Origin of the sequence: Synechococcus elongatus PCC 6301 (assembly GCF_000010065.1) — a bacterium.
Taxonomy (GTDB): Bacteria; Cyanobacteriota; Cyanobacteriia; order Synechococcales; family Synechococcaceae; genus Synechococcus; species Synechococcus elongatus.
Window position 1 is genome coordinate 88,544 of sequence record NC_006576.1, and the last position, 22,813, is coordinate 111,356.

The following is a 22,813-nucleotide window of genomic DNA, read 5'->3' on the forward strand; positions in this document are numbered from 1 at the left end:
TCACAACAAAACTAAGCCGCGATCGCCGTTTCTGGGGCGTGACGTTCTGCCTGCTCCAAGTAGGCTTGGAGTTGCGCTTCAATCTGGTTGCGGACGATCTCGCGGTACTCCATGAAGTGCTCATTATGGGCACAGACAGCGATGTACTGTTCTGCCACTGCTGGATTGCGACGCAGAATGCTGAACAGGTGATGCCAGAACAGCCAGCGGGTTTTGCGAACCACGCCTTGACGCCAGCAGACTAGTAATAGTGCCCGCACGACCACCCATTCCGGCCACTGAAACTTGGGTTGTACCCGAGGCGCGCCCAGCTTGAGGAAGTATCGATAAACCCGATTCAGGTATTGCACCGGCTCGTAGAGCTTCCCGAAGGCATCAATATATTCACGAGCAATATCTTCGACCGGACGGGTGGGCACAAAGTTCATCAACGTTGTCTGGTTGATGTTGGCATCCGGTAGCCGTAGACGACCTTCTTTTTCCAGACGATGCCAGAGCGCCGTATTGGGGAGTGCTTGCAGCATGGCAAAGGTGGTCGTGGGAATGCCCGTCACTTCGGCAAAATCGACGATGCGCTGACCTGCACCCGGTTTCTCGCCATCGAAGCCGATGATGAAGCCAGCAATCACTCGCAGGCCCGATCGCGTCACCTTATCGATCGACTCCAGTAGCGGCGATCGCGTGTTTTGAAACTTCTTGGTCAGCTGCAGACTGTCGGTGTCAGGTGTTTCGATACCCATAAACACCGCCGCGAAGTTGCAGTCGAGCATCAACTCGATCAGCTCATCGTCATCAGCCAAGTCCAGGGACGCTTCCGTATCAAAGCGGAAGGGGTAGCCACGCTCGGACTGCCAAACTTTCAGGTCTTGCAGCAACCGTTTGACATTGCGCTTATTACCAATGAAGTTGTCATCGACCATAAACACGCCGCCGCGCCAGCCAAGGTCATAGAGCGCCTGCAGTTCTGCCAGCAGTTGCTGTGGCTCCTTGGTGCGGGGTTTGCGACCGTAGAGCACGATGATGTCGCAGAACTCGCACTGGAACGGGCAACCCCGCGAGAACTGCACCGACATCGAGTCGTAGGCACTGCGCTCTAGCAGGTCGTAGCGCGGAATCGGCGTGGTCGTCACATCCGGTTTTTCGCCATTGGAGCTAAAGCGACCCTGAGTCTCGCCTCGTTCCAAGGCTTCAACAAACATCGGCAGCGTGATTTCGCCCTCGTCAAGGATCAGGAAGTCAACGCCAGCTGCTTCCATTTCCTCGGGCACTGAGGTGGGGTAGGGGCCTCCAACAGCAACGCGCTTGCCATGCTGCTTCGCAAGGGAAATCTGATCGACCATGTCCTCTTTCTGGACAATCATGGCCGACAAAATCACAATGTCGGCCCAAGCCCACTCTTCTTCAGTGACGGCGCGGATATTGCGGTCAACCAACTTAAATTCCCATTCCTGCGGCAGGATGGCGGCGACAGTCACCAACCCCAGCGGCGGTAACAACACTTTCCGATTGACGAGTTCCAGAATTTTTTCGTAGGACCAGAACGTTTTGGGAAAGCGAGGATAAATCAGTAAAGCGCGCATGGTAGCAGATGGGCGGGGTGCCCTTAGTCTTTCACAACTTTTGCGAAAGTGTAGACTCCGCTGTCAGTCATTCATCTGGCTGCGATCGCATCTGGGTGTTCGCTAGAGCACAAACAGCCTGTCTCGCTACACCCCTTGGCAAACCTGTGTTAATGATCAAACTCAAGCACTTCACCGAGAACTCATGTCAGCGGAAAAACCTTGTCAGCACTGCGGTCGCACCAGTACCAATGGCAAAAAATGCAAGGGAAAGTGTGTCGGTGACAGTGACTATTAAAGTTACTGGTGCACCATCAAGAATCAATTACTAGAACAGCGATCGCAATCAGCCAGGCATTGCGCGAGATTGTCTAGCCTTGATCTCAACTAAAGACTTTAATCTTTTCTTTAGCTTTTAGGATTACAGGTAGTCGCAATGCGATAGTGCAGGTCCCCAGCCTGCGATTGCTGATCATCCACGAAGAAGACACCGCGAGCCATGGCGGCCAGCCGCCGAAGCTCTGACAAACAGAGGCACAGGTTAGGCTGAAAAGGCTCTTGGCGATCGCCCGTTCTCCCTTGCACCTCTATGGCTGTTGCTTCACTGTCCTGCCCAGAATTGTTGGCACCTGCGGGCGACTGGGACTGTCTGCGAGCTGCGATTGAAAATGGGGCGGATGCCGTCTACTTCGGCCTCGATCGCTTTAATGCACGGATGCGAGCCCACAACTTTACCGAGGCGGATCTACCAAAAGTGGTGGCGACGCTTCACCAACGGGGGCTCAAAGCTTATGTCACCCTCAATACCCTGATCTTCCCGCAGGAACTCCCTGCTGCTGAGCAATACCTGCGATCGATCATCAGTGCCGGCGTCGATGCCGCGATCGTGCAGGACGTGGGGTTGTGTCGGCTGATTCGGCACCTCTCGCCGACCTTCCCGATCCACGCCTCCACTCAAATGACGATCAGTAGCGCAGCAGGTGTGGCTTTTGCCCACGATCTGGGCTGTCAACTTGTGGTGTTAGCGCGGGAAAATTCTCTTGCCGAAATCCAAAAAATTCGCCAACAAACGACGGTTCTGAACAAAGCGTTGCCGCTGGAGGTCTTTGTCCACGGCGCATTGTGCGTGGCTTACAGCGGCGCTTGCCTCACCTCCGAAGCCTTGGGTGGGCGATCGGCCAATCGCGGCGAATGTGCCCAAGCTTGCCGCATGAGCTACGACCTGATTGCTGATGGTCAGACGATTGACCTAGGCGATCGCCAGTACTTGCTCAGTCCCCAAGATTTGATGGGCATTGAACTGTTGCCGGAACTGATCGCAGCTGGCGTCTGCAGTCTCAAAATCGAAGGTCGGCTCAAGGCACCCGAGTATGTGGCTAGTGTGACCCGCCGCTATCGCGAGGCGATTGATCGCGCTTGGTTGGGACAAAGCACAGAACTACCTCCCAGCGATCGCTATGAACTAGAGATGGCCTTTTCGCGGGGCCTCTCCTCTGGCTGGTTGCAGGGCATTGATAATCAAGCGTTAGTTCAAGGTCGCTACGCCAAAAAGCGAGGTGTTGATCTAGGGAGCGTCTTGGCAGTCGATCGCCGGGGCATTCAGGTCGAGCCGCTAGTGCCGATTCAGGCTGGAGATGGCTTGCTAATTGAAACCGAGCGGGGCGATCGCGGCGGCCGTGTCTATCAGGTGGAACCGATCGCAGGTCAACGTCTGCGCCTTTGTTTCAGCCGCGATTTTGATCTGCGAGCCGTGCAAGTGGGCGATCGCCTCTGGAAAACCAGTGATCCTGCTCTCGAAAAAGAACTGCGCCAAAGTTTTAGTGCGGAGCAACCCCGCTGGAAGCAGCCGGTGGATCTAACAGTGCAGGGTGCGATCGATCAGCCCTTAGTTGTGATTGCTGGCGATCGCCAAGGTCGTCAAGTCTCGGTGCAATCCGAACAAGTTTTGCAGGCCGCGACTCAGCATCCCCTCGATCGCGATCGCCTCGCGGCCCAGTTGGGACGGTTGGGAAACACTGCCTTTGAGTTAGGGTCCCTCGAAAATCAGCTGCCGGATGGCTTGATTCTGCCGATTAGTGAACTGAATCGCCTACGTCGGCAGTGGGTGAGTGCGTTGGAAGCGCTGCGATCGCAGCCGAATCATTGGCCGCTGAGTGCCACAGCGAAGCTGGCTGACCTCTTGCCCAAGCGATCGGCAACCCAACCGCGAACGCCGGAACTCACGGTGCTGGTTCGAGACTTGCCGCAACTGGAAGCCGCGATCGCTACTCAGGCGGTGCGACTCTATTGTGAATTTGAAGACCCCCGCCGCTACCGCGAAGCGGTCCAAGTCTTCCGGCAAGCCCAGCGATTAGAACAAACGATTTGGCTAGCGCCACCGCGCATTTACAAGCCAGGCGAAACTTGGATTTTGGAGCAGGTGCGACGGGCAGAGCCAGATGGTTTTCTGGTGCGCAACTACGATCATCTGGCTGCTTTTCAGGGCGATCGCTGTGTGGGCGATTTCTCCTTGAATGTCGCTAATCCTCTAACCGCGGCCCATTGGGTGGAGCAGGCCGGACTAGAGTGGCTGACGGCTTCCTACGACCTCAATGCTCAACAACTGTTGGATTTATTGGCGCAGACGCCGACCAATTGGCTGGAAGTGACGATTCATCAGCATATGCCGCTGTTCCACATGGAACACTGTGTGTTTTGCGCATTCCTCAGTGATGGTCATGACTTTCGCGATTGTGGTCGCCCCTGTGAGCAGCAAGAAGTGCGGCTACGCGATCGCGTTGGCGTAGAGCACATCCTCAAGGCCGATGCCGGCTGCCGCAACACGCTTTATAACGGCACGGCGCAAACTGGTGCCGAATTTGTTCCTGCTTTGCAGAGCCAAGGGCTTTTCCGTTTTCGCATCGATTGCTTACAGGAGTCACCTGCTCAGGTCACACAACTCTGCGATCGCTATTGGCAGCTCTTGCGAGGGCAATGCAGCGGCGAACAACTCTGGCGTGAGTTGAAGTTGATGCGTCAACTCGGTGTGACTCGCGGCACCCTCACGACCGTGATCCGTTAGTGCCTGTTCGATCAGTCTTGACAGAGGCAGGATGACTCGCTTCCCTCAAAAGGTCCTTCCTCTTAGCTACTCATGCCTTCTGAACCTCCCCTTGCTGGCCGCCGACTACGGCGGCTGTGGATTAAGCGCAATCTGATCAGCATGATTTGTGGACTAGCGCTTGGTAGCGCTTGGGGAGTTGGTAGCCTACTGGTTCGCGGATCTTTTGTGCCGTTTGGACTGATGTTGCTGTACTTGGGCGTTTGTCAGTACGGCCTCGGTGCCATTCTCTGCCTCGTGCTCGGGGTGATTTTGGAGAGCGCTCTCCTGTTTGGGGGAGTCGTAGGCTGGGCACAACAAAGACTGCTGCGAGGCTGGATTACCAGCCCTAAAATCTGGGTCGGTAGCGCCATCCTCGGTTGGGGCGTTTTCACCGTCGCGATCTTCAATTTTCTCGTCTCATTCTCCTATTCACCCGGTGGCGCGATCGCCAGTGGCTTGATTGCGATCGCAGCGGCTAGCGGTATGGGCTATGTGCAATCTCGGCACTTGGAGAGTGCGATCGCTGCGTCCGGTCGCTGGTTTCGTCTGCACGTTGTCATGAGTGTGGTTGCGATCGTTGCCATCAGCACAACTGAATTGCTCGGCCGTCCGCTGGGACTCAGCTTTTTAGGATCAAGCCTCCTGCTGGTCCTCGCAGTCCCCATCTATACGCTGCTGACGGCTTCCCTACTGGCTGAATTGACAGCTCAGACCGAAACCGCTGTGCTGGATCTAGCGGAATAGGGGCAGACCCGTTCACCTGAGACTGGTTCAGACATAGCCATGCTCTGTCAAGAACTCTAGGCTGATATCGGACTGGGGGGTGGGATGACCCGAATGACGCAGCAGCCGTTCCACATACTTACCGAGTATGTCGCCCTCAAGGTTGACGCGAACGCCGGCTTGCAGGCGTCTCAGAGTCGTCTCCTGATAGGTGTGGGGAATCACCGCCACGGTAAACCAATGCCCTTCGCGATCGCAGTCCGCGATCGTCAAACTGATGCCATTGACAGCGATACTGCCTTTCTCGACGAGATAGCGCTGCAGTGAACCGGCTGGTACTCCAAATTTCAGCAGCCAAGATTGTTCAGTAGCTTCAGCACTGATCAGCCAGCCGACGCCATCGACGTGACCCGTGACAAAGTGCCCGCCGACTTTACCGCCTGCCCGCAAGGAGCTTTCGAGGTTGACCAAACTGCCGGGGGGCAAATCCCCCAAGGTCGACCGCTGGAGCGTTTCCGGTGAAACATCCGCCAAGAACCCATTACCGAGGCATTGAGTTGCCGTCAGACAAATGCCATCGACAGCAATACTGTCGCCGATCGCTAGATCCTGCAAAATCGACTGTGTGTCGCCAGCAACGCAGTGGATTCGAACTGATCCCTCCAGAACCGTCAGTTCCCCGAGCGCTTGCACTAACCCTGTAAACATGACAATTTCCGCATGCCGCTTCTGAGTCTGATCTTCGCTTGGACCAGAACCCTTTAAGCAAGCGATCGCACCCATTGCATCTGCTGCGGCAGACAAACTCGTTGCAAATCGTAGTGATTCTGGGCAAAGAGTCGCGCTTTTTTGCCGAGCTTGGCCCGCGCTGATGGGCTAGCTAGTAACTCACTCACTGTTGCTGCTAATCCCGCTGGATCAAAGAAATTAACCAGTCGGCCCGTCTCACCGTCACTGATCACCTCGCGAACGGGTGCTGTGTCACTGGCCACGATCGCACAGCCACAGCTCATCGCCTCGATCAAGCTCCACGACAGCACGAATGGATAAGTCAAATAGACATGAACGCTGGAGACCTGGAGGAGTGACAGGAAAGCGTTGTAAGGAATTTTGCCAACGAAATGGACACGGCTGAGGTCAAGGCGATCCGCGACTTCTTTGAGGAAAATCTGTTTCCAAGTTCCTGCGGGTGGCCGTGCGCCATAGCTGACATCATCACCCCCAACCAAGATGACGCGTGCCTTCGGACGTTGCTGCAAAATCTCAGGAAGTGATCGCATAAAAATGTGATAGCCGCGATAGGGCTCAAGGTTGCGATTGACGAAGGTAATCACTTCATCATTCCGCCCTAACTTCAGTTGATTATTGAGGGTAATGGTAGCGCTAGGATTAGGCGCGATCGCTTCAGTATCAATCCCATCGTGCACCACTGTAATTTTGGAGCGCAGCGGTTCTGGGAACTGGTCGGCCTGCCAGTGCGTTGGCGCAATGCCTGCCGTAACGCGATCGCCCTGCATGGTGTAAATCAAGTTTTTGAGCTGCAGGCGGCAGGCTGTATCTTCTTCACCCTGCGGTCGTTGGAATTCTGGATCGAAATCGACATCACTCCCGGCACTGCGGTAGTAAAACTCGCAGTAGATTGCGAGCTTTGCAGCCGGCCACACATCTTGTAGAAACAGCGTTTCACCCCAGCCTGGATGCGCCAAAATCAGATCCGGTTGATAGCCCTGATTGCGCAGCTGGAGAGCAGCACGAAAACAAGCCTCTCCCCGAATGACCTTGGTCTCAAAGTCCCCAACCCAGGGATGAACCGTTGGACTGCTGTTTCGCTGAGCCCGATAGCGATGGACAGTCACCCCCTGCCACTGATCCGGTAGATCCTGCCGGAGAGTCAATGTTCTGACCTCATGGCCATTGGCCACCAAAGCCGGTGCCAAATGTTTGAATTGCCCCGGAAAGTTTTGGTGAATGAGCAAAATGCGCATTGATCCTGCAGTAAGGCGACCGATTCGACCAATCTTGAGGAGCGATCGGTCAGCCCCACGCTATCAGCTTCTGAGCTGTGCCCTGAGGCGCGATCGCCCGACAAGATCTCGCTGCCTTCTACCTACCCTGGATCTTGACCCTTGCCCTAGGGCTGGTTGGGTGCTGGCGGACAAGTGCAGGTGGGTTGAGGGGTGACTGCGGGTGTCGGCGTGCCACTTCGAATGGGGCCGTTATAGTCGGTGCGTACTGTCTTGCCATCAAAGGAGACACTGATCACAGATTCCACCGTCGGCGGTAGGCCCTGGGGCTGCCAGCCGGGAGCCCCCCCAACAAATTGGAAGGTAAAGAAGCCATTGGTGTAGGTATAGTCTGTGTTGCTACCACCGCCATACATTTTGCTTTCAGCAATGTAGCGATTGAGGCCGCCATTGGTCTGTTCGGCTGCTGCTCGCGCTAAGTTCTTAGCCCGATTGAGAGCGAGGAAGAAAGCCTGATTGCGAGGGCCATCATCGGGGGGAGCCGGAGGATTGAGAACATCCACCACGGTGGGATTGGTTGCGGGAGCCTGGGCCATCAAAGCTGGAGCTGCACAACTGAGTTGCGCCGCAATCAATAGGGCAAGAGACATGGATTAAGGTTCCTCAGGGTCAGTCTGCATCAGACGAGTTTGCCATTCGGCTGCGATCGCTGAGTCTTGTGCAAATTCCTGGTCTAATAAGTCCCGATCGCCACTGTAGATCAACTTATCGGGGTCAATTTTGGCTTGGGTTCGCCAAGGTGCCAGTTGCATAAGTTTCTCTCCCAGGGCCAACGATGGTTTACGCAGGCGATCGGCCCAGCTCTGGCGATCGCGGTTGCGGCGACGGATTTCTTGATTCTTGCGTTGGATCCACAACCAGCGCAGGGCTGGCACAGCTAAAAAGCCGATCGCGTAGACCAGCAGGAACCGATATAACCCGGCCACTACTGCCACGATTCCCCCGAGGCTGGCAACGCCAGGCAATAGGAGCAGACCACCGAAGACCGCCGCGAGCACGAGATTACGACCCCCAAGGCGATCGCCCCAAGGATTTGTCCGCGACTGGCTTGACTGAAGGACCAGAGACGCTCTTGCAAGCTGCGGGCAACCCGTGATCGGCCGTCAGCGGCACTCGCCGTGACCTGCAGGGCAGGAAATTGGTAAATCAGCTGGCCCCTTTCACTAACGCGAGGCTGACCATCAAAACGCACCAGCACGGGCAGGAGATCAGACTCGCTGGAATCTAAGGGGCGATCCAGGTAGGGCTGCAATTGCTCAGCGACCACAGCCCCCTGTTGGCTGCGGATGTAAGCGCCCATCAACTGCCAGCGCCGCTGTTCGAGATCGGCATTGGGGTCGCCATCCCCGAAGAGAAAGGAAAAAATTGCTTCGAGAAAGTTGAGCGATCGCCGCTCAGAGTTGGGATGACTCGGCCCATCGAAGGTTAGCCAAGGCCACCAATCTCCTCCCCAGCTAGGGGCGCTGGATCCACTGGAACCACTCCCACCACTACTATCTCCACCACCACCGCCGCCGATATCGCCCCCCTCGCTCAGGGCGACTACGATAGCGATGATTGCCACGACGAAAAGACCAATCGATAGCAGCAGGCCCAGACCAAACGAGATGCGGATCAGGTAGAAAAGCAGACGCCACAGCTGCTGCCCGAGCAGTTGCAATTGCTGCCGCCATGACTCCTGCTGCAAACGCTGCCGGAGGTTGTGCGGGAACTGAAATGCAATGTCGCCGCGATCGCTGACTTGAAGGGTCGCCTGACTCGCCGCCGCCAACTGCAAGAGTTGATGCTCGACCAAAGCCACGCGCAGACCCGACTGGGCTGCAACATCACCAACCGTGACGCGATAGCCCAAACGCTCGATCGCTTGAACTAAGGGCTGTAGCTCCTCCATCCAACACCTACTGCGATCGCTTCCAGTCTATCGACTAGGCCCTGCTCCAAGCTGCGGGGAGGGGGTGAGTAGGCGTTGTTGATTTTGCCGTTTTAGCTCTGGGCGAACTTTAACTTGAATTAGAATCCTCATATTCTTAAATCCTTTTTAGTGTCAAATTTTCTCTCAAAAATGCCCTCTGGATACTGACCTAGCTTTGCGATCGCAGGCTGTATTTTAATCAATCTTCCTTGCTGCTAGCATTCGAATACTTCATACTCTCTTGAGGATCAAGTCATTGTTGTTTCATGATTTGACTTTGCTTCTGCAGTTCTTCTAGGATTGAGCTGCATCTTCGACTCAAGTGATACTTAAGGAAAATTAGTCCTTGTTAGGTGCCATCACAATTGATGAATCTCAATGAAGTCAGCCAAAACGTCTCGTTTTAATCAACCATTCCTGCTGCGAATTCTGCATGGTGTCACTGGCGTGTCGCTAATCGCAGCTATTCTTACGGCTTACTGGACCTACGATACCTACGATGGGCGCTGGGGTCGCATCCCACTCCCTCAATTTCCTGAAATTGAGGGAATTCATGGCACGTTTGGGCTATGGACGCTGCTGATTTTCCCTGTATTTCTTATCTATGCAGTTCATCGTGGACAAAAGCGATTAGTTCAGGCTAACTCTTTGCAACAGTTAGCTCACATTGGTCATCCAAGCTGGTGGTACACCCTCAATCGTTGGATTAATACTGTCACTTTAGCTCTGCTAACCTTTGCCCTGTTTAGCGGCAAGATGATGGATGAGAAATGGTTGCCTAATGGTGAACTGCAGCATAGTTGGTATCTCGCTCATCTGCTGTCTTGGCTGCTGATGGTGGGTGCGATCGCCCTTCATTTAGTTGTCAACTTCAAAGTTGGTGGTGCTCTTTTCCTCCTATCAATGTGGCGCTGGCGCCATCACCGCTCCGAAAGTCCCTACTTCTGGCCCAGTTCCATCGCTCAGGGTTGGGCAGCTATTCAGCAAGGGACTTGGATCTGCTGGTTTCAGCCCCTCTCGGGTTTGATGATGATGGAACTCAGCATCCTCATCAGTCTCGCGGTCGCCTGGATTTTGCCCTATTTCAAAGCTGACTAGCCGTTGCCTCGGCAACCCATTTGGTTGTTCGCGTGGAATTGATTCTCGGGCAGGGCTGTTGCTCTTTTAATCAGAGGGACTCTTCCCCCAAGGTCTCTGATGCGCTACCGTCAGCAGTCCCTGATTGATCCCCAAGAAATCGGCTATCGTCGCTTCTGCCGTAACCACAAGCTCTTGAACCAAAAGATCGGTACGCCAGCCGCAACGGATCCCACTGTGGTGCTTGCCGCAGAAGTTGAGCTTGCGGTTCGCTATTGCTTAGCAACGCACTTCGGGTCTCTGTCGCCTCATCGAGTTCTCAGCTACGAGCGACGGAATGCGCTCGGCTATCAGCGTTGCTATCGGGAATTAGATGCCGTTGTGGGCGATCGCTGCCATCCCCAGTTTTTCGTAGAGATCAAGTCTGTCACCCAACGGGGACGTGGCATCAAAGCTGGACTGCCCCAGTTGCAACGAAGTTTGGTGATCGCGCAAGAACGGTGGCGATCGCTGCAGGGGATTCTGATCGAGGTTGCTTGGATGACAGAGCTGTCCGAGCAAGAATCCACACCGCTATTGGCTACTGACCTATTCGAAGACTTGGCCAGCTGTCAAAAAGACGAGAGCGATGAGAGGATCACTCCTATCTATTGGTCTGGCCAACAGTTAGCAGCAGGGTTAGCTGAGTTAGGGATGCCTCTCAATCCCGATATTTTGGGGTGGGCAAACGCCACTTGGTCTTCCCAGAATTTAGCGGGTTGAACCCCATGACCGCCTCCAATCTTGAAAACTGCCAGAGCAATGGCATCCTGAGTCAGGTGCGATCGCTCAATCGCCCTGGAATCGAGTTGAGGCCACTCTTGGGCGGCGGCTCAGTTTCAGATCTGGGAATGTAAACAAGCGTAAGTATTTTGGCTTAGTGATTGACTCAAAATGGGCTGTCTCAGCAGGATGGAGCCAGTTTTGTAAGCTTCCACACTGCATGAAACGAATTTTGGGTACGGCGATCGCGGCGCTGGTTGTGCTGTTGGCCTTCATCGCTCCTGCTCAAGCAGCGGATCTTGCCCATGGTGGCCAAGTCTTTTCTGCAAACTGTGCTGCCTGCCACCTGGGCGGACGCAATGTTGTCAACCCCGCCAAGACCTTGCAGAAGGCAGATCTTGACCAGTACGGCATGGCCTCGATTGAAGCCATCACCACCCAAGTCACGAATGGTAAGGGGGCAATGCCTGCTTTTGGCAGCAAGCTAAGCGCTGACGACATCGCTGACGTGGCAAGCTACGTCCTTGACCAGTCTGAGAAAGGCTGGCAGGGCTAAATGGCCGTTTGGCTGAAGCTCAGTCTGATTGTGCTCTGTGGTTGTCTCAGCTGCTGGGTAGGTTCGGTCTGGGCTCAGCCGCCCCTCCCGGGGTTTGCGGCCCTCAGTGCGGGGCAATATCCCCTAGCGGATCGGCAACTGTCGCAGGCGATCGCCCATGGGAAAGCAACGGCTGCTTTGTATGGCAACCGCTGTTGGGTGCGGCTCTCGCTAGAGCGATACGAGGAGGCGATCAAAGATTGCAGCGTCGCGTTGGATTTGCAGCCCCATGAGCCAGAAACTTGGTTGAATCGCGGCCTTGCTTACTACCGCCAAGGGCAATCTCAAGCTGCGATCGCTGACTTCGACCAGTTGCTCCAGCAGTCTCCCACTGACTATCGTGCTTACTACAATCGCGGGCTGGCCTACCTCGACCTCGCTCAGCCCGAGCAAGCGATCGCCGATTTTCAACAGGCCCTCGAACGGCTGCCAGCGACTGAGATCGGCGCTGCTGTCGATCTACACACCGATCGCTGCATGGGTGAGTTACACCGCGCCCAGCCGGGCCCAGCGGTTAGTGCCTGCAGCCAAGCCCTAGAACTCCAGCCCAGCGCCGCGCGGGCTCGATATTTGCGGGCCTTGGCTTACTGGCAATTGCATCAGCCGCAAGCCGCGATCGCTGATTTACGACAAGCCTGTGATGCCTTTGCACAAGCTGGAGCAACGGTCCAACTCGATCGAGCCCGTCAGCTTCTGCAACACTGGCAGCAACAGTCCAGCCTCGTCGCCCAGGCTCCTCGCCTACAATCCAAGAACTGGCCTGGAGCTGTAACCTATGCAATGGATTTGGCGAACTGCCACGATCGCAGTCCTCTTAACGAGTTGGAGTTCTGCTGCGATCGCGCATTCCAACAATGCTGATGTCAATCAGTGTCATCACGATCGTCGCACCGGCGAATATCACTGCCACTAGGCCTGACAATAGAGTCGTTTTGATCTTTGCTGATTAGCTTCAATGATGCTTCCGACCCTGAGCACCCTGAAAACAGCGGTGCTCCTGCTTCCTTTGGCAATTCCAACGGCTGCTCTTGCCCTACCTCAAACCGCTGTTTGGCGACTGGCTGATGCTCAAAATCATCAGCACCAGAATCATCAACATCAAAGCGGGGCTGGCCATTCCCATGGCAGCTTGGCGGTGCCAACAGGCACTCCACAACCGACTGTCAATTTAGTGGTTGAACGCGACCGCAAAAGTGGTTGGAATCTCCGGCTAACTACCACTAACTTCCAGTTTGCCCCCGAGGAACTTGACAAAACAAATCGAGTTGATTCCGGGCATGCCCATTTGTTCCTTAATGGGAAAAAGATTGCGAGACTTTACGGACCTTGGTATCACTTGGCTTCGCTCCCAGCCGGGAAGCAGACTCTCATGGTGGAATTGACCAGCAATCAACACAATGTAATTACGGTTAATGGTCAACCTGTCATTGCCAAAGTGACTGTAGACGTTCCAGCGATGAAGTAATTTTCATACTGAGCTACTACGGTAGCCTCTGCCTCTCTTCCAGCAAATGGGGAGAGGCCTTGACAACTAACAGTGTTCAATCGACAGATTTTCAGACCTTGAACGATCGGATCGTAATCCTACCTGAGCGATCGTAAAATCTGTCACGGCAAAGGATATAAATACACTTGAGTTAAAGGTTTAATTCTCAGTCGCTACAGTTGTTTTTTGATTGACTGAATGAAGGTCAAGGAATCAGTTTTAGCGATAGCTTTTCAGTATTAATAATAGTAACCTTCATGCATCGGCCGTAGCTGAAAATGCAAAATAATACTTTGACTATCGTAGGCCAATATCGAGTGACTTATTGCCTGCTCTTAGTCAATGGAATAAATAAAATGCCCATCAAGCTGTCAGTGCTGGCTCGAAGCGATCTGAATCTTGTCCTAGTAGGCTAGCAAGATAATCTCGATGAGAAAAGCGATCGCCCTTAAACCAGATTTTTTGACTTTCTTGATCAATCTATTGTCCAAAAAGACCTAGGTGCGATAATTATAAAAACTATAATTCACTCTAGGGATAGAAGCTTGGCTTTGCACTCTCGTCGTTGGCTATTGATGGTGCTCACAAGCTGCTTCGCGACTAGCCTGTTCGCTAGACCTGCAATCGCTGCTGATGGCTGGTGGATCGATCAGTATGCGGTCATTCTCTTTACTGCCACGGGACGGCTCGATGCAGAACTGAAAGAAATGCGCATCGAAGGAGCCGATACGCTGCTCGTCCATGCGGATAGCCTGCCCCCACTGCTGCTACGTTGGGTTGCTTGGCGTGCCTCTCTACAGAATATGAAGTCAGTCGCCTGGGTTCAGCGTCCCACTCTCCAGCGACTCAAACATGCTAGCTCTCTCAATGGCTATGCTGCGTTGCAAGTGGATGATCACTTTTTTGCTGATCCCATTGTGAGCTTCAGTCAGCTGCGCCAAATGATTGGCAAGAAGCAGCTTTGGTGCTCTTTTCAACCGAATCAATTTTCGGAGTTTCTAGCGCGGAATTGTGATCATGTGGATGTACAAATCTACCGAATGAGTTGCCCTGCCACAATCGATTTAGCCGATAGATTGGGGTTGCTAGGTCGTCCTCAATCTGCGATCGCGGTCTATCATGATGGCACCTCTCAAGCCGATCGCGATCTCCAATGCTTCCGTCAAGCAGGTCGCGATGTTCGTAATTCAATCTTTGTTTTCAAATGGAAGAATCCAGGATCTGTCTTGTCGCGATTTTTGAAGCATCCATTAGTAGCACGACTGGAACGGATATATATTCAGCTATTTAAGGACTAGCGCTGAACTATAATCGAGCGATCAAATTTTATTGTCATCACTAAATTCTTGTGCAATTTCCCTCAAAAATTGGTTGATTTGTTGAGGCGATCGCAAATGGTAGACTTTGCGGTTTGTTCGAGCTGTCTCAATATACTCTCGATATTGAGGTGTTAATCGCTGGTGGCAAAGCCAAAGAACGCGGTAGCTACTCATTGAGCTTTTAAATAAAGGACTGTCCTCAGGCCAGCCTTTTGGCGCTTGAAAGTAGCCCCCTATCCAACGCTTTGTTACCCACCAAAAATGTCGCCAGAGTGGTAGGTCAATGTACACGAGTGTATCAGCTTGGTCGAGACGAGGCCAGAGTGTATCTAGTGATCCAAAACCATCAATAATCCAGCAATCTGTCTCTAAAATTTCCTGATGCACCTGTTGGTAGGCCGCTAAGGGAAGTTCAACACCCCCTGGCTGATACTTAATCTTGTCCAAGGTGTGGAGAGGTAAGCCAGTGATTGCCGCCAAACGCCGACTAAGCGCTGATTTTCCGCCGCCAGCATTGCCAAAAATCGCAACTCTGTTCACCTTGACAACCTAATCAGCCGTTCCTATCCCATTTAACAATAGGTAATAGTAATGTCTTCACGAAACTGTCTGAGTCTTGCAGTCAGCGATCGCCACAACAATAGCTGAAGTCGCACCGTCCAGACTAGCAAAAGGCGATCTTCTGGACGGCTGCAGATCAGCTCAATGAACTAGAACAAGAACTCGGTCTTGAGTACTGGCACCCAATAGTCGCCATTCGCAAGGTTCCCAAGGGTGAGTCCGCCCCCTGCATTCGTGACAGCATAGAGGGCAGGCGTGATGGCGATATTGTCAGTCAGTTGCAGCTTGTAATAGACCTCAAAGGCAAATGGCCCACTATCGGCAAAAGCTGCACCTCGGCTATCACTGGTGACGTAGGGAATTTGACCGATTGCCAAGCCCAATTCATTGCCATCCGCAAATAGGTTCGGGAAGGTCAAGCCGATATTCCATGACTGAACCGTCGAGCTCCCTGCTGAACCACTGAGAAAGCTGATGCCATAGGAACCACTGATCGTAAAGTTCTCACTGACTGCCCACCCTAGGCTCAAACCGATGTTGTTGCTACTGATCAGATCCGTTGGTGAATTGGAGGGTCCAATCAGCGATCGCACTGTGCCATAGGAGACCCCGCCAAACTGAGCCGGTAAGCCGACGCCATCAGGATTGACAGGATCAAAGGCTGGTCCTTTGCGATAGGCATAGGCCAAGGCCCCGATGAAGGTACCATCATCATTTTTGAAGGCCAGTTGCGCCGTGGTTTGTGAGTCGGCTCCAAAGACCCCAGCCGTTGGATCGGCCTCTAAGTTCTGGCCAGAAGTCGGCCCCTGTTGGTTGATGTAGGCCAACCCAAGATTGAAGTTGGGATTGATTTGCCAATTGAAGCCAGCCCCAGCAGAGTTTGAGGTGTCGGCATCGTTGTAGATACCCGGCACTGGATTGTTGAAGAAGTAAGACAATTCGGGGGCGTAGAAGGAGCCGTTGGTGGAGAACACATCATCGACTTGCACGTTGGAGGTGCCAACCGTGAAGTTCACAGAGCCAACCGGAAACTGATAAATCAGGGTGTTGAGCGTGAAGTTGGGGTCTGCTCCTGTTGCCGCATTGTCGTAGGCCAAGGCTGCCCCGGGACTCGGGATGCCTGCGCCCGCAGCAAACCCATTCAGATCACGCAGGCCAGGTGAGGTAATGCTGTTGGTTTCGAGGCGGGTTTTGAGCAGGTCTTTACCAGTGAAGCTGGTGTTGAAATCTAGACCAACCCGCTGTGAGAAAGAGGTGCCGGTATCCAAGCCACTGGGACCAAAGGCGCGATCGAGGCTGAACAGTACGTCGCCTTGCAGTTTGGTCGTGGTTGAAAACTGAGTGGCTTCGAGTTCCGTGACCCGTGCTTCGAGTCCATCGACGCGGCCGCGCAGGGTTGCTAGCTCAGACTGAAACTCTTCTGTCAGCTTTTTGAGGGTGTCGAGGTCTTCTTTGGAGGCGGCAAATTCAATCACTTTGTCGAGACAGGCGTTCAAACCCGCTGCAAATTCATAGCGAGTCAGAGCGCGGCTCCCGCGATAGGTGCGATCGGGATAACCAACGATGCAGCCGTAGCGTTCAACCAAGGACTGCAGTGCTTGATAGGCCCAATCAGTCGGGCGAACGTCACTCAGTTGGGTGATTGAAGTGACTTGGGCTGCGGGTAAATCTTCATTGGCGATCGCATTCACCTGTCGGATTGTGCTGGCGTCAAAGGCGATCGTGGCTGGTGCTAGCCCCAACCAAAGTCCTGTTCCCATCCAAAGGGCTGCAGGTACGTGCATACTCACTCCTCTTTCTAAAAATAATTATTATTCTCATTTTTAAGAGTGTCAATTGACTACTTTTCTTCCGTAACTCATGGCCTAGCTCTGTTTCTGACGTTGCTATGGCCAAGCTTGCGAGACACCGATTCACCAGGGAAGTAGTGGAGCCTACGTGGAGTGTGATGCCACACTTCCTTGCCCGCGAGTGATCGCTTTAGTGAGAGGTTGTTCGGTCGTAGTGGCTGGTGATCGTGACAGGCTCTCAGGTCAGGCAAGGTTTAAACACTTGGTTTGTGCTCCCGCTGCGTAGGACTGCGATCGGCCTGGGCTGCGCCGGAGTTGCAACGCTCTTCTCTGCCTGTGGTCAAACCCAGGCATTGATTACCAATCAGACCATTCAAGGATTTGTCGATCAGGTTGTCGTTCCTAGCTATGTCAGCGTTGCTGCTGGCGCAACTCAGCTGGAACAAGCCCTCCAAACCTATCAGCAGGCACCGACTGCTGCCAATTTGGAGGCGGCTCGACAAGCCTGGCGGGTCGCCCGCGATCGCTGGGAGCAGACTGAATGTTTTGCTTTTGGGCCAGCGGATAGCGAAGGGTTTGATGGGGCAATGGACACCTGGCCTATCGATCGCCAAGGCTTGAAAACTGCCGCAGCTCAGCCAGTGGAGCAACGGGAAGATAGCCGTAAGGGCTTCCACGCGATCGAGGAGTTGTTGTTTGCCGCAACGGAACCGACGCTGAGCGATCGCCAGCATCTTGTGATCTTGGCGACGGACCTTACCAAGCAAGCACAGGGGTTGGTCACCCGTTGGCAACAAGCGAGTGATCAGCCTGCCTATCGCTCAGTTTTGCTCAGCGCTGGCTCGACAGATTCGGCCTATCCCACCCTGAATGCTGCGGGAACCGAGATTGTTCAAGGCCTGGTTGATAGCCTCTCAGAGGTCGCCAGCGAAAAGATCGGCGGGCCACTCGAGACTCAAGAACCCGATCGCTTTGAAAGTTTTGTTAGCCGCAATACTCTGTCTGACCTGCGCAACAACTGGACTGGCGCTTGGAATGTCTATCGCGGTCAGCGGTCTGATGGGGTCGCGGCAGGAAGTCTGCAACAGCGTTTACAGCAACAACATCCAGTGATCGCTCAGCAACTCGATCAGCAATTTGCAACTGCCCGCCAAGCCCTTTGGGCTATTCCTGAACCGATTGAAACCAACCTTGCCAGCCCAAGAGGCAAAGTGGCTGTCCTCACGGCTCAAACTGCGATCGCAGCAGTCAGCGACACCCTAGAGCGTCAAGTTCTCCCGCTGGTTCAGTAGCTGATGACTCTCCCAGGGATTCCCCAACGACGCTGGATCAAACGCTCTCGACTGAGCTGGGCTGGACTCGGGTTAATTCTGAGCCTCGTTCTGGGCTGGTGGTGGATGGCGCCAGAATCAGTTGCAGCAGGCGGTGCAACGACAATCCATAACCGTAGTGCCCGAGCCTACTCGCAACCCGCGCCAGGGCTGAATCCTCAGCAGGCTGCTGAACATCGACAGGGCGATCGTCGCTTTGCGGATGTCTTTATTCCAGCCCCAGCAACCTTCAACGCCGGACTTGGCCCCCATTTCAACAATCAGTCTTGTCTGGGGTGTCACATTCGCGATGGTCGGGGGCAGCCGCAAGCCGGACAACTTCTAGCCCGTCTCAGTTTGCCGCCAGACCGAGGGACACCAGAACAGCCCGGAGGGCGCCATTCCCGTTCCAGGGCTAGGGAGCCAACTGCAGGATCACAGCATTCCAGGAGTGCCGCCGCTCGGTAGTTTTCAGCTGACGTGGGAGGAAGTGTTTGGTCGCTACGCAGACGGTCGCTCCTACTCGCTGCGGCGGCCCCAGATTCAGCTGCTGGACGGCACAGGCAAAGCCCTCGATCCAAGCATTCAAGTCTCGCTTCGGTTGCCCCCGCCAGTATTTGGCCGGGGTCTCCTTGAAGCCGTGCCAGAGGAGGTTTTAGCCGCGATCGCAGATCCAGAGGATCGCAATCACGATGGCATTTCTGGTCGTCTCAATCAGGTTTGGGACATTGCGCAACAAAAACAGGCGATCGGGCGCTTTGGCTGGAAAGCGGGTCAGCCCACGCTCCAGCAGCAAAATGCAGCTGCCTATGCCCACGATATGGGTGTCAGCAATCCGCTATTTCCCGATGCTAATGGCCATCAGGATATCGATGCTCAAACCCTGACAGCCACGACCTTCTATACGCAAACCCTCGCCGTCCCGGCACCGTTGCGCATTGACGATCGCCAATTTCGACAAGGGTTTGCCTTGTTCCAAGACGCTGGCTGTGCCGCTTGTCATCTCCCGAAACTGAAGACAGGCCGATCTGCGATCGCGGCACTCTCAGAACAGACCTTTGCCCCCTATACCGACCTCCTGCTGCACGATTTAGGCCCGGGTCTCGCTGATCAGCGACCTGAGTTTTTAGCTAACGGACAGGAATGGCGAACAGCACCGCTCTGGGGACTGGGACTGAGCCAAACCGTCTTGCCCGGAGCAACGTATCTGCATGACGGCCGAGCCCGCACGATCGCGGAAGCGATTCTCTGGCACGGCGGTGAAGCTGAGTTAGCGCGCGAATGGTTCCGGACAGCCTCTGCCCGCGATCGCAAACGCCTAGAACGATTTCTCAAGCAACTCTGAGCAGGCGATCGACCCCAGTCCGGCAGCGGCCATATTCAACTCCCATTACTTAAAAATCTTGTTGTAGTGGTTTCTCCAGAGTTGAAAAGGCTGGGCTAAGGTAGGGGCAAGTTGCCTGAGGACTTAGGCGATGTGTATTTGCATTCACTGTGCGTTGGTCGATCGGTGTCGGACCTACCATGAGGTTGAGACCCAACACCAACAGCAGCACCTCACCGATCAGCCAGATTTCGAGCCCAAGTCACCCACGATCAACGTCAACATTCGGATGGCGGATGACTCCCACGACCACATTGAGATGGAGTGGGATGTGGTGAGTTGCGAGAGTTTCGTTGCCGATCGCGGGCGTTGGGCGCGGCTGCGTCCGGGGGAATTGATTCCCACCTGAGCCACCGTTGAACAAACACTGAAGCTCAAGGCCGCACTCTGGCTAGCAGCGATCGCGACTGTCCTGCGATGATCGGAAAGGAAAAGACAGCGATCGCAGGGGAAAACAGTGCTGGGTCTGGCGATTCATACTTCCACCCCCACCTTGGGGCTAGCGCTCAGTCAAGGAGCTGAGCTTCCGCTGGGGCAGACTTGGGAGGTTGGTCGCGATACAGCAGCGGTCCTACTGCAGCACCTACAAGACTTTATTGCTCCGCATCGTTGGACAGATTTAGACTTTCTAGCTGTTGCCTATGGGCCGGGCGGCTTTACGGGAACGCGAATTGGCGTTGTCACAGCCCGCACCTTGGCTCAACAATTAGAAATCCCTCTCTTTGGCCTCTCAACCTTGGCGGGGTTGGCTGCCGCCCAATGGCGACAAACAGGGCAGAACCAAGCGATTGCCGTGTCGATGGATGCCCAGCGGGGTCAGTTGATTGGCGCACTGTATGGCTGTCAGGATGGCATTCCCGTTGCCCTAGAAGCAGAGCAGGTCTACGAACCAGTGGCCTGGACTGAGCGATTGGCCAGTTGGGGACAGGAAGATTGCCGAGCAGATGCCGCGATCGCAACCACGGTGACGGATCTCCTCGCGATCGCAGAACGCCAGTGGCAACGGGGCGATCGCCCTGATTGGTCTTCTGCTTTGCCCTACTACGGCCAGCATCCAGTAACCATCACGGCAGGCTAGGCTGTCGAAGACTGTGTAGCAGTGCTAAGGTACAGCCGTTTCTGCTTTGCGTCTGACAAGCTCATGCATCGTCTGATACCGATCACCCTTTTGCTCAGCCTAGGTGTGGTCTGGGGACTCAACCGAGTTGCTGTCGCCCAGCGATCGCCCCAGGCGATCTTTGTTTTGGGTGGCGATCCGCAGCGGGAGCAATTTGCAGCTGAGCTGGCCCAAACTCACCCCGATCTACCGATTTGGGTGTCCTCGGGCTCCAATCCTGAATATGCCGAATGGGTGTTTGGTCAAGCAGGCGTCCCTCGGTCACGCCTACATTTGGACTACCAGGCCACCGACACCCTCAGCAACTTCACCAGCTTGGCCGATCGCTTTCAGCAGCAGGGCATCCAGCACGTCTACCTCGTGACCTCGGACTATCACATGCGCCGCGCTTTAGTGATCGCCAATATTGTCTTTGCTAGCCGGGGCATCACGTTTGAGCCAGTTCCTGTCCCCTTCGACAGGGCTTCCGAGTCTTGGCGCAAAGCCATCCGCGATGGGGGACGGGCGATTATTTGGGTGCTACTTGGCCCCGAAGCAGAACTCTGGCTCAGCAAGGCTTGGCCGCAAGTGCTAGCGACCCAGACTGTGTAAATGGTTAATCGCGGCGGCACAGCTCAAGGTAACCCGCTCCAGTTCCGCGCGATCGCCTGATTGGGGCGGTGCGATCGGCTCGCCAATGCGAATCGTCAGCGGCACGGGGCGCGGTAAAAAGGAGCCTCGTTGGAGAATGCGCTCGGTTCCCCAGAGACTGACCGGCAAGAGCGGTGCCCCCGTTTTGAGCGCTACCAGCGCTGCCCCCAGCTTGGGCTGGTGAATGCGAGCATCGCGAGTGCGTGTCCCTTCCAGAAAGACACCGGTTGCCCAGCCGGATTCCACTGCCGCGATCGCCGCTTGTAGGGCCTTGCGATCGCTGCTGCCCCGCCGGACTGGATAGGCACCGTAGAGACGGATCGCCTGCGCTAAGACAGGAACGCGAAACAGCTCCTCTTTTGCCATGAAAGCGACGGGTCGCCGCACACAGTTGGAGACAATCGGCGGGTCGAAATCGCTGGCATGGTTACTGACCACAATCAGCGGCCCCGATCGCGGGACATTACCCGCCCCGTAAATCCGTCCCCGGAAGTAGAGGTGCAGCATGGGGCTGACCACCGACCACTTGAACAGGTGGTAGAGCAGCAGCGAGTTGAAGGGTTCGCGATCGCGGCGAGCCAGAAGATTAGACCGTGAGGTCTGCTGCTGTTCCAACATTGCGCAATCCGATTGCAGGACAAGTCCGTTTCATCAAGCCCGTCAGGACCTTACCGGGACCAACTTCAACCAGTTCTTCAACGCCCAGGGCTTCGATTGCCAGACAGGTTTCGCGCCAGCGCACCGAGCCTGTCATCTGTTGCAACAGGTTTTGCTTGAGCACAGCAGCATCGGTGCTAGGAGTCGCGCTGACATTTGAAAGCACAGGGACCTGCGCATCCTGAAAATCCACTGCTGCCAGGGTGGCCGCAAACGTCGTTGCCGCCTCAGCCATAAACGGCGAGTGGAATGCCCCGGAGACTGTCAGGGGGACAGCCCGTTTACTCTTGACGGCTGCCAAGATCGCGTCGACCGCTGCTGGAGTTCCAGAAATCACAACTTGGGCGGCGCTATTGTCATTGGCGAGCACTACGCCTTCGGTGTTGGCGATCGCTGCCGCTAGTGCCTCAGCATCAAAGCCAATTAGAGCGGCCATCTTGCCACCGGAAGCGGCCTGCATCAGTTCTGCCCGTTTCTGAACCAGTTGCAGCCCCGTCGCGAAGTTAAAGACACCTGCGGTGTAGAGGGCTGAATATTCGCCAAGGCTGTGGCCAGCGACAGCATCAGGCTGCTCACCCTGTTGCTTCAAGCGATCACTCAGAATCGCCTCCAGCACGTAGAGACAGGGCTGCGTGTTAATCGTCTGCGACAGCGTTTCTAAATCGGCTTGGCAGCGCTCCAGCACCGACCATCCGAGAAGCGCCTCAGCTTCGGCCAAACGCTGTTGAGCTTCTGGCCAATCCTGCAGGTCAACGCCCATTCCCGTTGCCTGAGATCCTTGCCCCGGAAACACCCACACCGTTTTAGCCATAGCGATCGCTCAAC

Annotated in this window: 26 protein-coding genes; 16 read left to right on the plus strand and 10 right to left on the minus strand. The window is 54.8% G+C overall.

What is annotated here, in order from left to right:
• Nucleotides 1-11 precede the first annotated feature (11 nt).
• The gene (locus SYC_RS00405) at nt 12-1,580 is read right to left on the minus strand and encodes a B12-binding domain-containing radical SAM protein (RefSeq protein ID WP_011242392.1); all 1,569 of its coding nucleotides are present in this window, start codon (nt 1,578-1,580) and stop codon (nt 12-14) included.
• A gap of 568 nt (nt 1,581-2,148) precedes the next feature.
• On the opposite strand from SYC_RS00405, the gene SYC_RS00410 reads away from it, so the two are divergent.
• Nucleotides 2,149-4,620 carry a peptidase U32 family protein gene (locus tag SYC_RS00410; RefSeq protein WP_011242393.1) on the plus strand — a complete coding sequence of 824 codons (2,472 nt, stop codon included), beginning with the start codon at nt 2,149-2,151 and terminating at the stop codon, nt 4,618-4,620.
• A gap of 72 nt (nt 4,621-4,692) precedes the next feature.
• Nucleotides 4,693-5,385: a hypothetical protein gene (locus SYC_RS00415; RefSeq protein WP_011242394.1), complete on the plus strand. Its 693-nt coding sequence runs from the start codon at nt 4,693-4,695 to the stop codon at nt 5,383-5,385.
• Between the two features lie 27 nt (nt 5,386-5,412).
• Here the strand turns inward: SYC_RS00415 and ribE are convergent, their stop codons facing one another.
• The 5 genes from ribE to SYC_RS00435 form a co-directional block, all read right to left on the minus strand.
• The gene (gene ribE, locus SYC_RS00420; protein ID WP_011242395.1) at nt 5,413-6,072 is read right to left on the minus strand and encodes a riboflavin synthase; all 660 of its coding nucleotides are present in this window, start codon (nt 6,070-6,072) and stop codon (nt 5,413-5,415) included.
• A gap of 53 nt (nt 6,073-6,125) precedes the next feature.
• On the minus strand, nt 6,126-7,349 hold the full coding sequence (locus tag SYC_RS00425; RefSeq protein ID WP_011242396.1) for a glycosyltransferase family 4 protein: 1,224 nt from the start codon (nt 7,347-7,349) through the stop codon (nt 6,126-6,128).
• 146 nt (nt 7,350-7,495) lie between these two features.
• Nucleotides 7,496-7,978: a hypothetical protein gene (locus tag SYC_RS00430; protein WP_011242397.1), complete on the minus strand. Its 483-nt coding sequence runs from the start codon at nt 7,976-7,978 to the stop codon at nt 7,496-7,498.
• Nucleotides 7,979-7,981: 3 nt separating this feature from the next.
• Nucleotides 7,982-8,314 carry a hypothetical protein gene (locus tag SYC_RS13465; protein WP_050738277.1) on the minus strand — a complete coding sequence of 111 codons (333 nt, stop codon included), beginning with the start codon at nt 8,312-8,314 and terminating at the stop codon, nt 7,982-7,984.
• On the minus strand, nt 8,314-9,279 hold the full coding sequence (locus SYC_RS00435; RefSeq protein WP_011242399.1) for a hypothetical protein: 966 nt from the start codon (nt 9,277-9,279) through the stop codon (nt 8,314-8,316). Before SYC_RS00435 ends, SYC_RS13465 begins: the two co-directional genes overlap by 1 nt.
• A gap of 399 nt (nt 9,280-9,678) precedes the next feature.
• On the opposite strand from SYC_RS00435, the gene SYC_RS00440 reads away from it, so the two are divergent.
• The 8 genes from SYC_RS00440 to SYC_RS00465 all read left to right on the plus strand — a co-directional run bounded on the left by SYC_RS00440 (nt 9,679) and on the right by SYC_RS00465 (nt 14,518).
• Nucleotides 9,679-10,398 (plus strand): cytochrome b/b6 domain-containing protein, encoded by a 720-nt coding sequence (locus SYC_RS00440; protein WP_011242400.1) that lies wholly within the window; start codon nt 9,679-9,681, stop codon nt 10,396-10,398.
• Between the two features lie 99 nt (nt 10,399-10,497).
• Nucleotides 10,498-11,139, plus strand: a complete 642-nt coding sequence (locus tag SYC_RS00445) for a hypothetical protein (protein WP_011242401.1) — start codon at nt 10,498-10,500, stop codon at nt 11,137-11,139.
• A 5-nt stretch (nt 11,140-11,144) separates the two neighbouring features.
• Complete coding sequence (locus SYC_RS14110) at nt 11,145-11,273, plus strand: hypothetical protein (protein WP_265575009.1); 129 nt, start codon at nt 11,145-11,147, stop codon at nt 11,271-11,273.
• Nucleotides 11,274-11,359: 86 nt separating this feature from the next.
• On the plus strand, nt 11,360-11,695 hold the full coding sequence (petJ, locus tag SYC_RS00450) for a cytochrome c6 PetJ (RefSeq protein WP_011242402.1): 336 nt from the start codon (nt 11,360-11,362) through the stop codon (nt 11,693-11,695).
• Nucleotides 11,696-12,595 (plus strand): tetratricopeptide repeat protein, encoded by a 900-nt coding sequence (locus tag SYC_RS00455; RefSeq protein WP_011242403.1) that lies wholly within the window; start codon nt 11,696-11,698, stop codon nt 12,593-12,595. It begins immediately after the preceding gene.
• Nucleotides 12,573-12,647 carry a YHYH domain-containing protein gene (locus SYC_RS14200; RefSeq protein WP_367892162.1) on the plus strand — a complete coding sequence of 25 codons (75 nt, stop codon included), beginning with the start codon at nt 12,573-12,575 and terminating at the stop codon, nt 12,645-12,647. Before SYC_RS00455 ends, SYC_RS14200 begins: the two co-directional genes overlap by 23 nt.
• 42 nt (nt 12,648-12,689) lie before the next feature.
• Nucleotides 12,690-13,199 carry a hypothetical protein gene (locus SYC_RS00460; RefSeq protein WP_011242404.1) on the plus strand — a complete coding sequence of 170 codons (510 nt, stop codon included), beginning with the start codon at nt 12,690-12,692 and terminating at the stop codon, nt 13,197-13,199.
• Between the two features lie 566 nt (nt 13,200-13,765).
• Nucleotides 13,766-14,518, plus strand: coding sequence for a hypothetical protein (locus SYC_RS00465; RefSeq protein ID WP_231621299.1), 753 nt, complete (start codon nt 13,766-13,768; stop codon nt 14,516-14,518).
• Nucleotides 14,519-14,539: 21 nt separating this feature from the next.
• On the opposite strand, the gene SYC_RS00470 is transcribed toward SYC_RS00465, so the two are convergent.
• Nucleotides 14,540-15,079 (minus strand): hypothetical protein, encoded by a 540-nt coding sequence (locus SYC_RS00470; protein WP_011242406.1) that lies wholly within the window; start codon nt 15,077-15,079, stop codon nt 14,540-14,542.
• 170 nt (nt 15,080-15,249) lie between these two features.
• Nucleotides 15,250-16,884, minus strand: coding sequence for an iron uptake porin (locus SYC_RS00475; protein WP_039755710.1), 1,635 nt, complete (start codon nt 16,882-16,884; stop codon nt 15,250-15,252).
• A gap of 227 nt (nt 16,885-17,111) precedes the next feature.
• Between SYC_RS00475 and SYC_RS00480 the strand changes: the two genes are divergently transcribed.
• The 6 genes from SYC_RS00480 to SYC_RS00500 all read left to right on the plus strand — a co-directional run bounded on the left by SYC_RS00480 (nt 17,112) and on the right by SYC_RS00500 (nt 21,292).
• The gene (locus SYC_RS00480) at nt 17,112-18,182 is read left to right on the plus strand and encodes an iron-regulated protein A (protein WP_011242408.1); all 1,071 of its coding nucleotides are present in this window, start codon (nt 17,112-17,114) and stop codon (nt 18,180-18,182) included.
• A gap of 3 nt (nt 18,183-18,185) precedes the next feature.
• Nucleotides 18,186-18,668, plus strand: a complete 483-nt coding sequence (locus tag SYC_RS14115) for a di-heme oxidoredictase family protein (RefSeq protein WP_081422166.1) — start codon at nt 18,186-18,188, stop codon at nt 18,666-18,668.
• Entirely contained in the window at nt 18,652-19,545 is an 894-nt protein-coding gene (locus SYC_RS00485; protein WP_011242409.1) for a di-heme oxidoredictase family protein, read from the plus strand. The genes SYC_RS14115 and SYC_RS00485 overlap by 17 nt, the downstream gene beginning before the upstream one ends.
• A gap of 130 nt (nt 19,546-19,675) precedes the next feature.
• Nucleotides 19,676-19,933, plus strand: coding sequence for a Ycf34 family protein (locus SYC_RS00490; RefSeq protein WP_011242410.1), 258 nt, complete (start codon nt 19,676-19,678; stop codon nt 19,931-19,933).
• A 108-nt stretch (nt 19,934-20,041) separates the two neighbouring features.
• On the plus strand, nt 20,042-20,662 hold the full coding sequence (gene tsaB, locus SYC_RS00495) for a tRNA (adenosine(37)-N6)-threonylcarbamoyltransferase complex dimerization subunit type 1 TsaB (RefSeq protein WP_011242411.1): 621 nt from the start codon (nt 20,042-20,044) through the stop codon (nt 20,660-20,662).
• A gap of 63 nt (nt 20,663-20,725) precedes the next feature.
• Nucleotides 20,726-21,292, plus strand: a complete 567-nt coding sequence (locus tag SYC_RS00500; RefSeq protein WP_011242412.1) for a YdcF family protein — start codon at nt 20,726-20,728, stop codon at nt 21,290-21,292.
• On the opposite strand, the gene SYC_RS00505 is transcribed toward SYC_RS00500, so the two are convergent.
• Nucleotides 21,272-21,949 (minus strand): lysophospholipid acyltransferase family protein, encoded by a 678-nt coding sequence (locus tag SYC_RS00505; protein WP_011242413.1) that lies wholly within the window; start codon nt 21,947-21,949, stop codon nt 21,272-21,274. The genes SYC_RS00500 and SYC_RS00505 overlap by 21 nt on opposite strands.
• Nucleotides 21,918-22,799, minus strand: coding sequence for an ACP S-malonyltransferase (gene fabD / locus SYC_RS00510; RefSeq protein ID WP_011242414.1), 882 nt, complete (start codon nt 22,797-22,799; stop codon nt 21,918-21,920). The genes SYC_RS00505 and fabD overlap by 32 nt, the downstream gene beginning before the upstream one ends.
• Between the last annotated feature and the right edge of the window lie 14 nt (nt 22,800-22,813).

Coding starts and splice junctions, on each gene's coding strand:
- SYC_RS00445 (WP_011242401.1), top strand. CDS start 10,498: ATGCGCTACCGTCAGCAGTCCCTGATTGATCCCCAAGAAATCGGCTAT.
- SYC_RS00415 (WP_011242394.1), top strand. CDS start 4,693: ATGCCTTCTGAACCTCCCCTTGCTGGCCGCCGACTACGGCGGCTGTGG.
- SYC_RS00435 (WP_011242399.1), bottom strand. CDS start 9,279: ATGGAGGAGCTACAGCCCTTAGTTCAAGCGATCGAGCGTTTGGGCTAT.
- SYC_RS00500 (WP_011242412.1), top strand. CDS start 20,726: ATGCATCGTCTGATACCGATCACCCTTTTGCTCAGCCTAGGTGTGGTC.
- SYC_RS14115 (WP_081422166.1), top strand. CDS start 18,186: ATGACTCTCCCAGGGATTCCCCAACGACGCTGGATCAAACGCTCTCGA.
- fabD (WP_011242414.1), bottom strand. CDS start 22,799: ATGGCTAAAACGGTGTGGGTGTTTCCGGGGCAAGGATCTCAGGCAACG.
- SYC_RS00430 (WP_011242397.1), bottom strand. CDS start 7,978: ATGTCTCTTGCCCTATTGATTGCGGCGCAACTCAGTTGTGCAGCTCCA.
- SYC_RS00440 (WP_011242400.1), top strand. CDS start 9,679: ATGAAGTCAGCCAAAACGTCTCGTTTTAATCAACCATTCCTGCTGCGA.
- ribE (WP_011242395.1), bottom strand. CDS start 6,072: ATGTTTACAGGGTTAGTGCAAGCGCTCGGGGAACTGACGGTTCTGGAG.
- SYC_RS00460 (WP_011242404.1), top strand. CDS start 12,690: ATGATGCTTCCGACCCTGAGCACCCTGAAAACAGCGGTGCTCCTGCTT.
- petJ (WP_011242402.1), top strand. CDS start 11,360: ATGAAACGAATTTTGGGTACGGCGATCGCGGCGCTGGTTGTGCTGTTG.
- SYC_RS00505 (WP_011242413.1), bottom strand. CDS start 21,949: ATGTTGGAACAGCAGCAGACCTCACGGTCTAATCTTCTGGCTCGCCGC.
- SYC_RS14110 (WP_265575009.1), top strand. CDS start 11,145: ATGACCGCCTCCAATCTTGAAAACTGCCAGAGCAATGGCATCCTGAGT.
- SYC_RS00455 (WP_011242403.1), top strand. CDS start 11,696: ATGGCCGTTTGGCTGAAGCTCAGTCTGATTGTGCTCTGTGGTTGTCTC.
- SYC_RS00475 (WP_039755710.1), bottom strand. CDS start 16,884: ATGCACGTACCTGCAGCCCTTTGGATGGGAACAGGACTTTGGTTGGGG.
- SYC_RS00405 (WP_011242392.1), bottom strand. CDS start 1,580: ATGCGCGCTTTACTGATTTATCCTCGCTTTCCCAAAACGTTCTGGTCC.
- SYC_RS00410 (WP_011242393.1), top strand. CDS start 2,149: ATGGCTGTTGCTTCACTGTCCTGCCCAGAATTGTTGGCACCTGCGGGC.
- SYC_RS00490 (WP_011242410.1), top strand. CDS start 19,676: ATGTGTATTTGCATTCACTGTGCGTTGGTCGATCGGTGTCGGACCTAC.
- SYC_RS00425 (WP_011242396.1), bottom strand. CDS start 7,349: ATGCGCATTTTGCTCATTCACCAAAACTTTCCGGGGCAATTCAAACAT.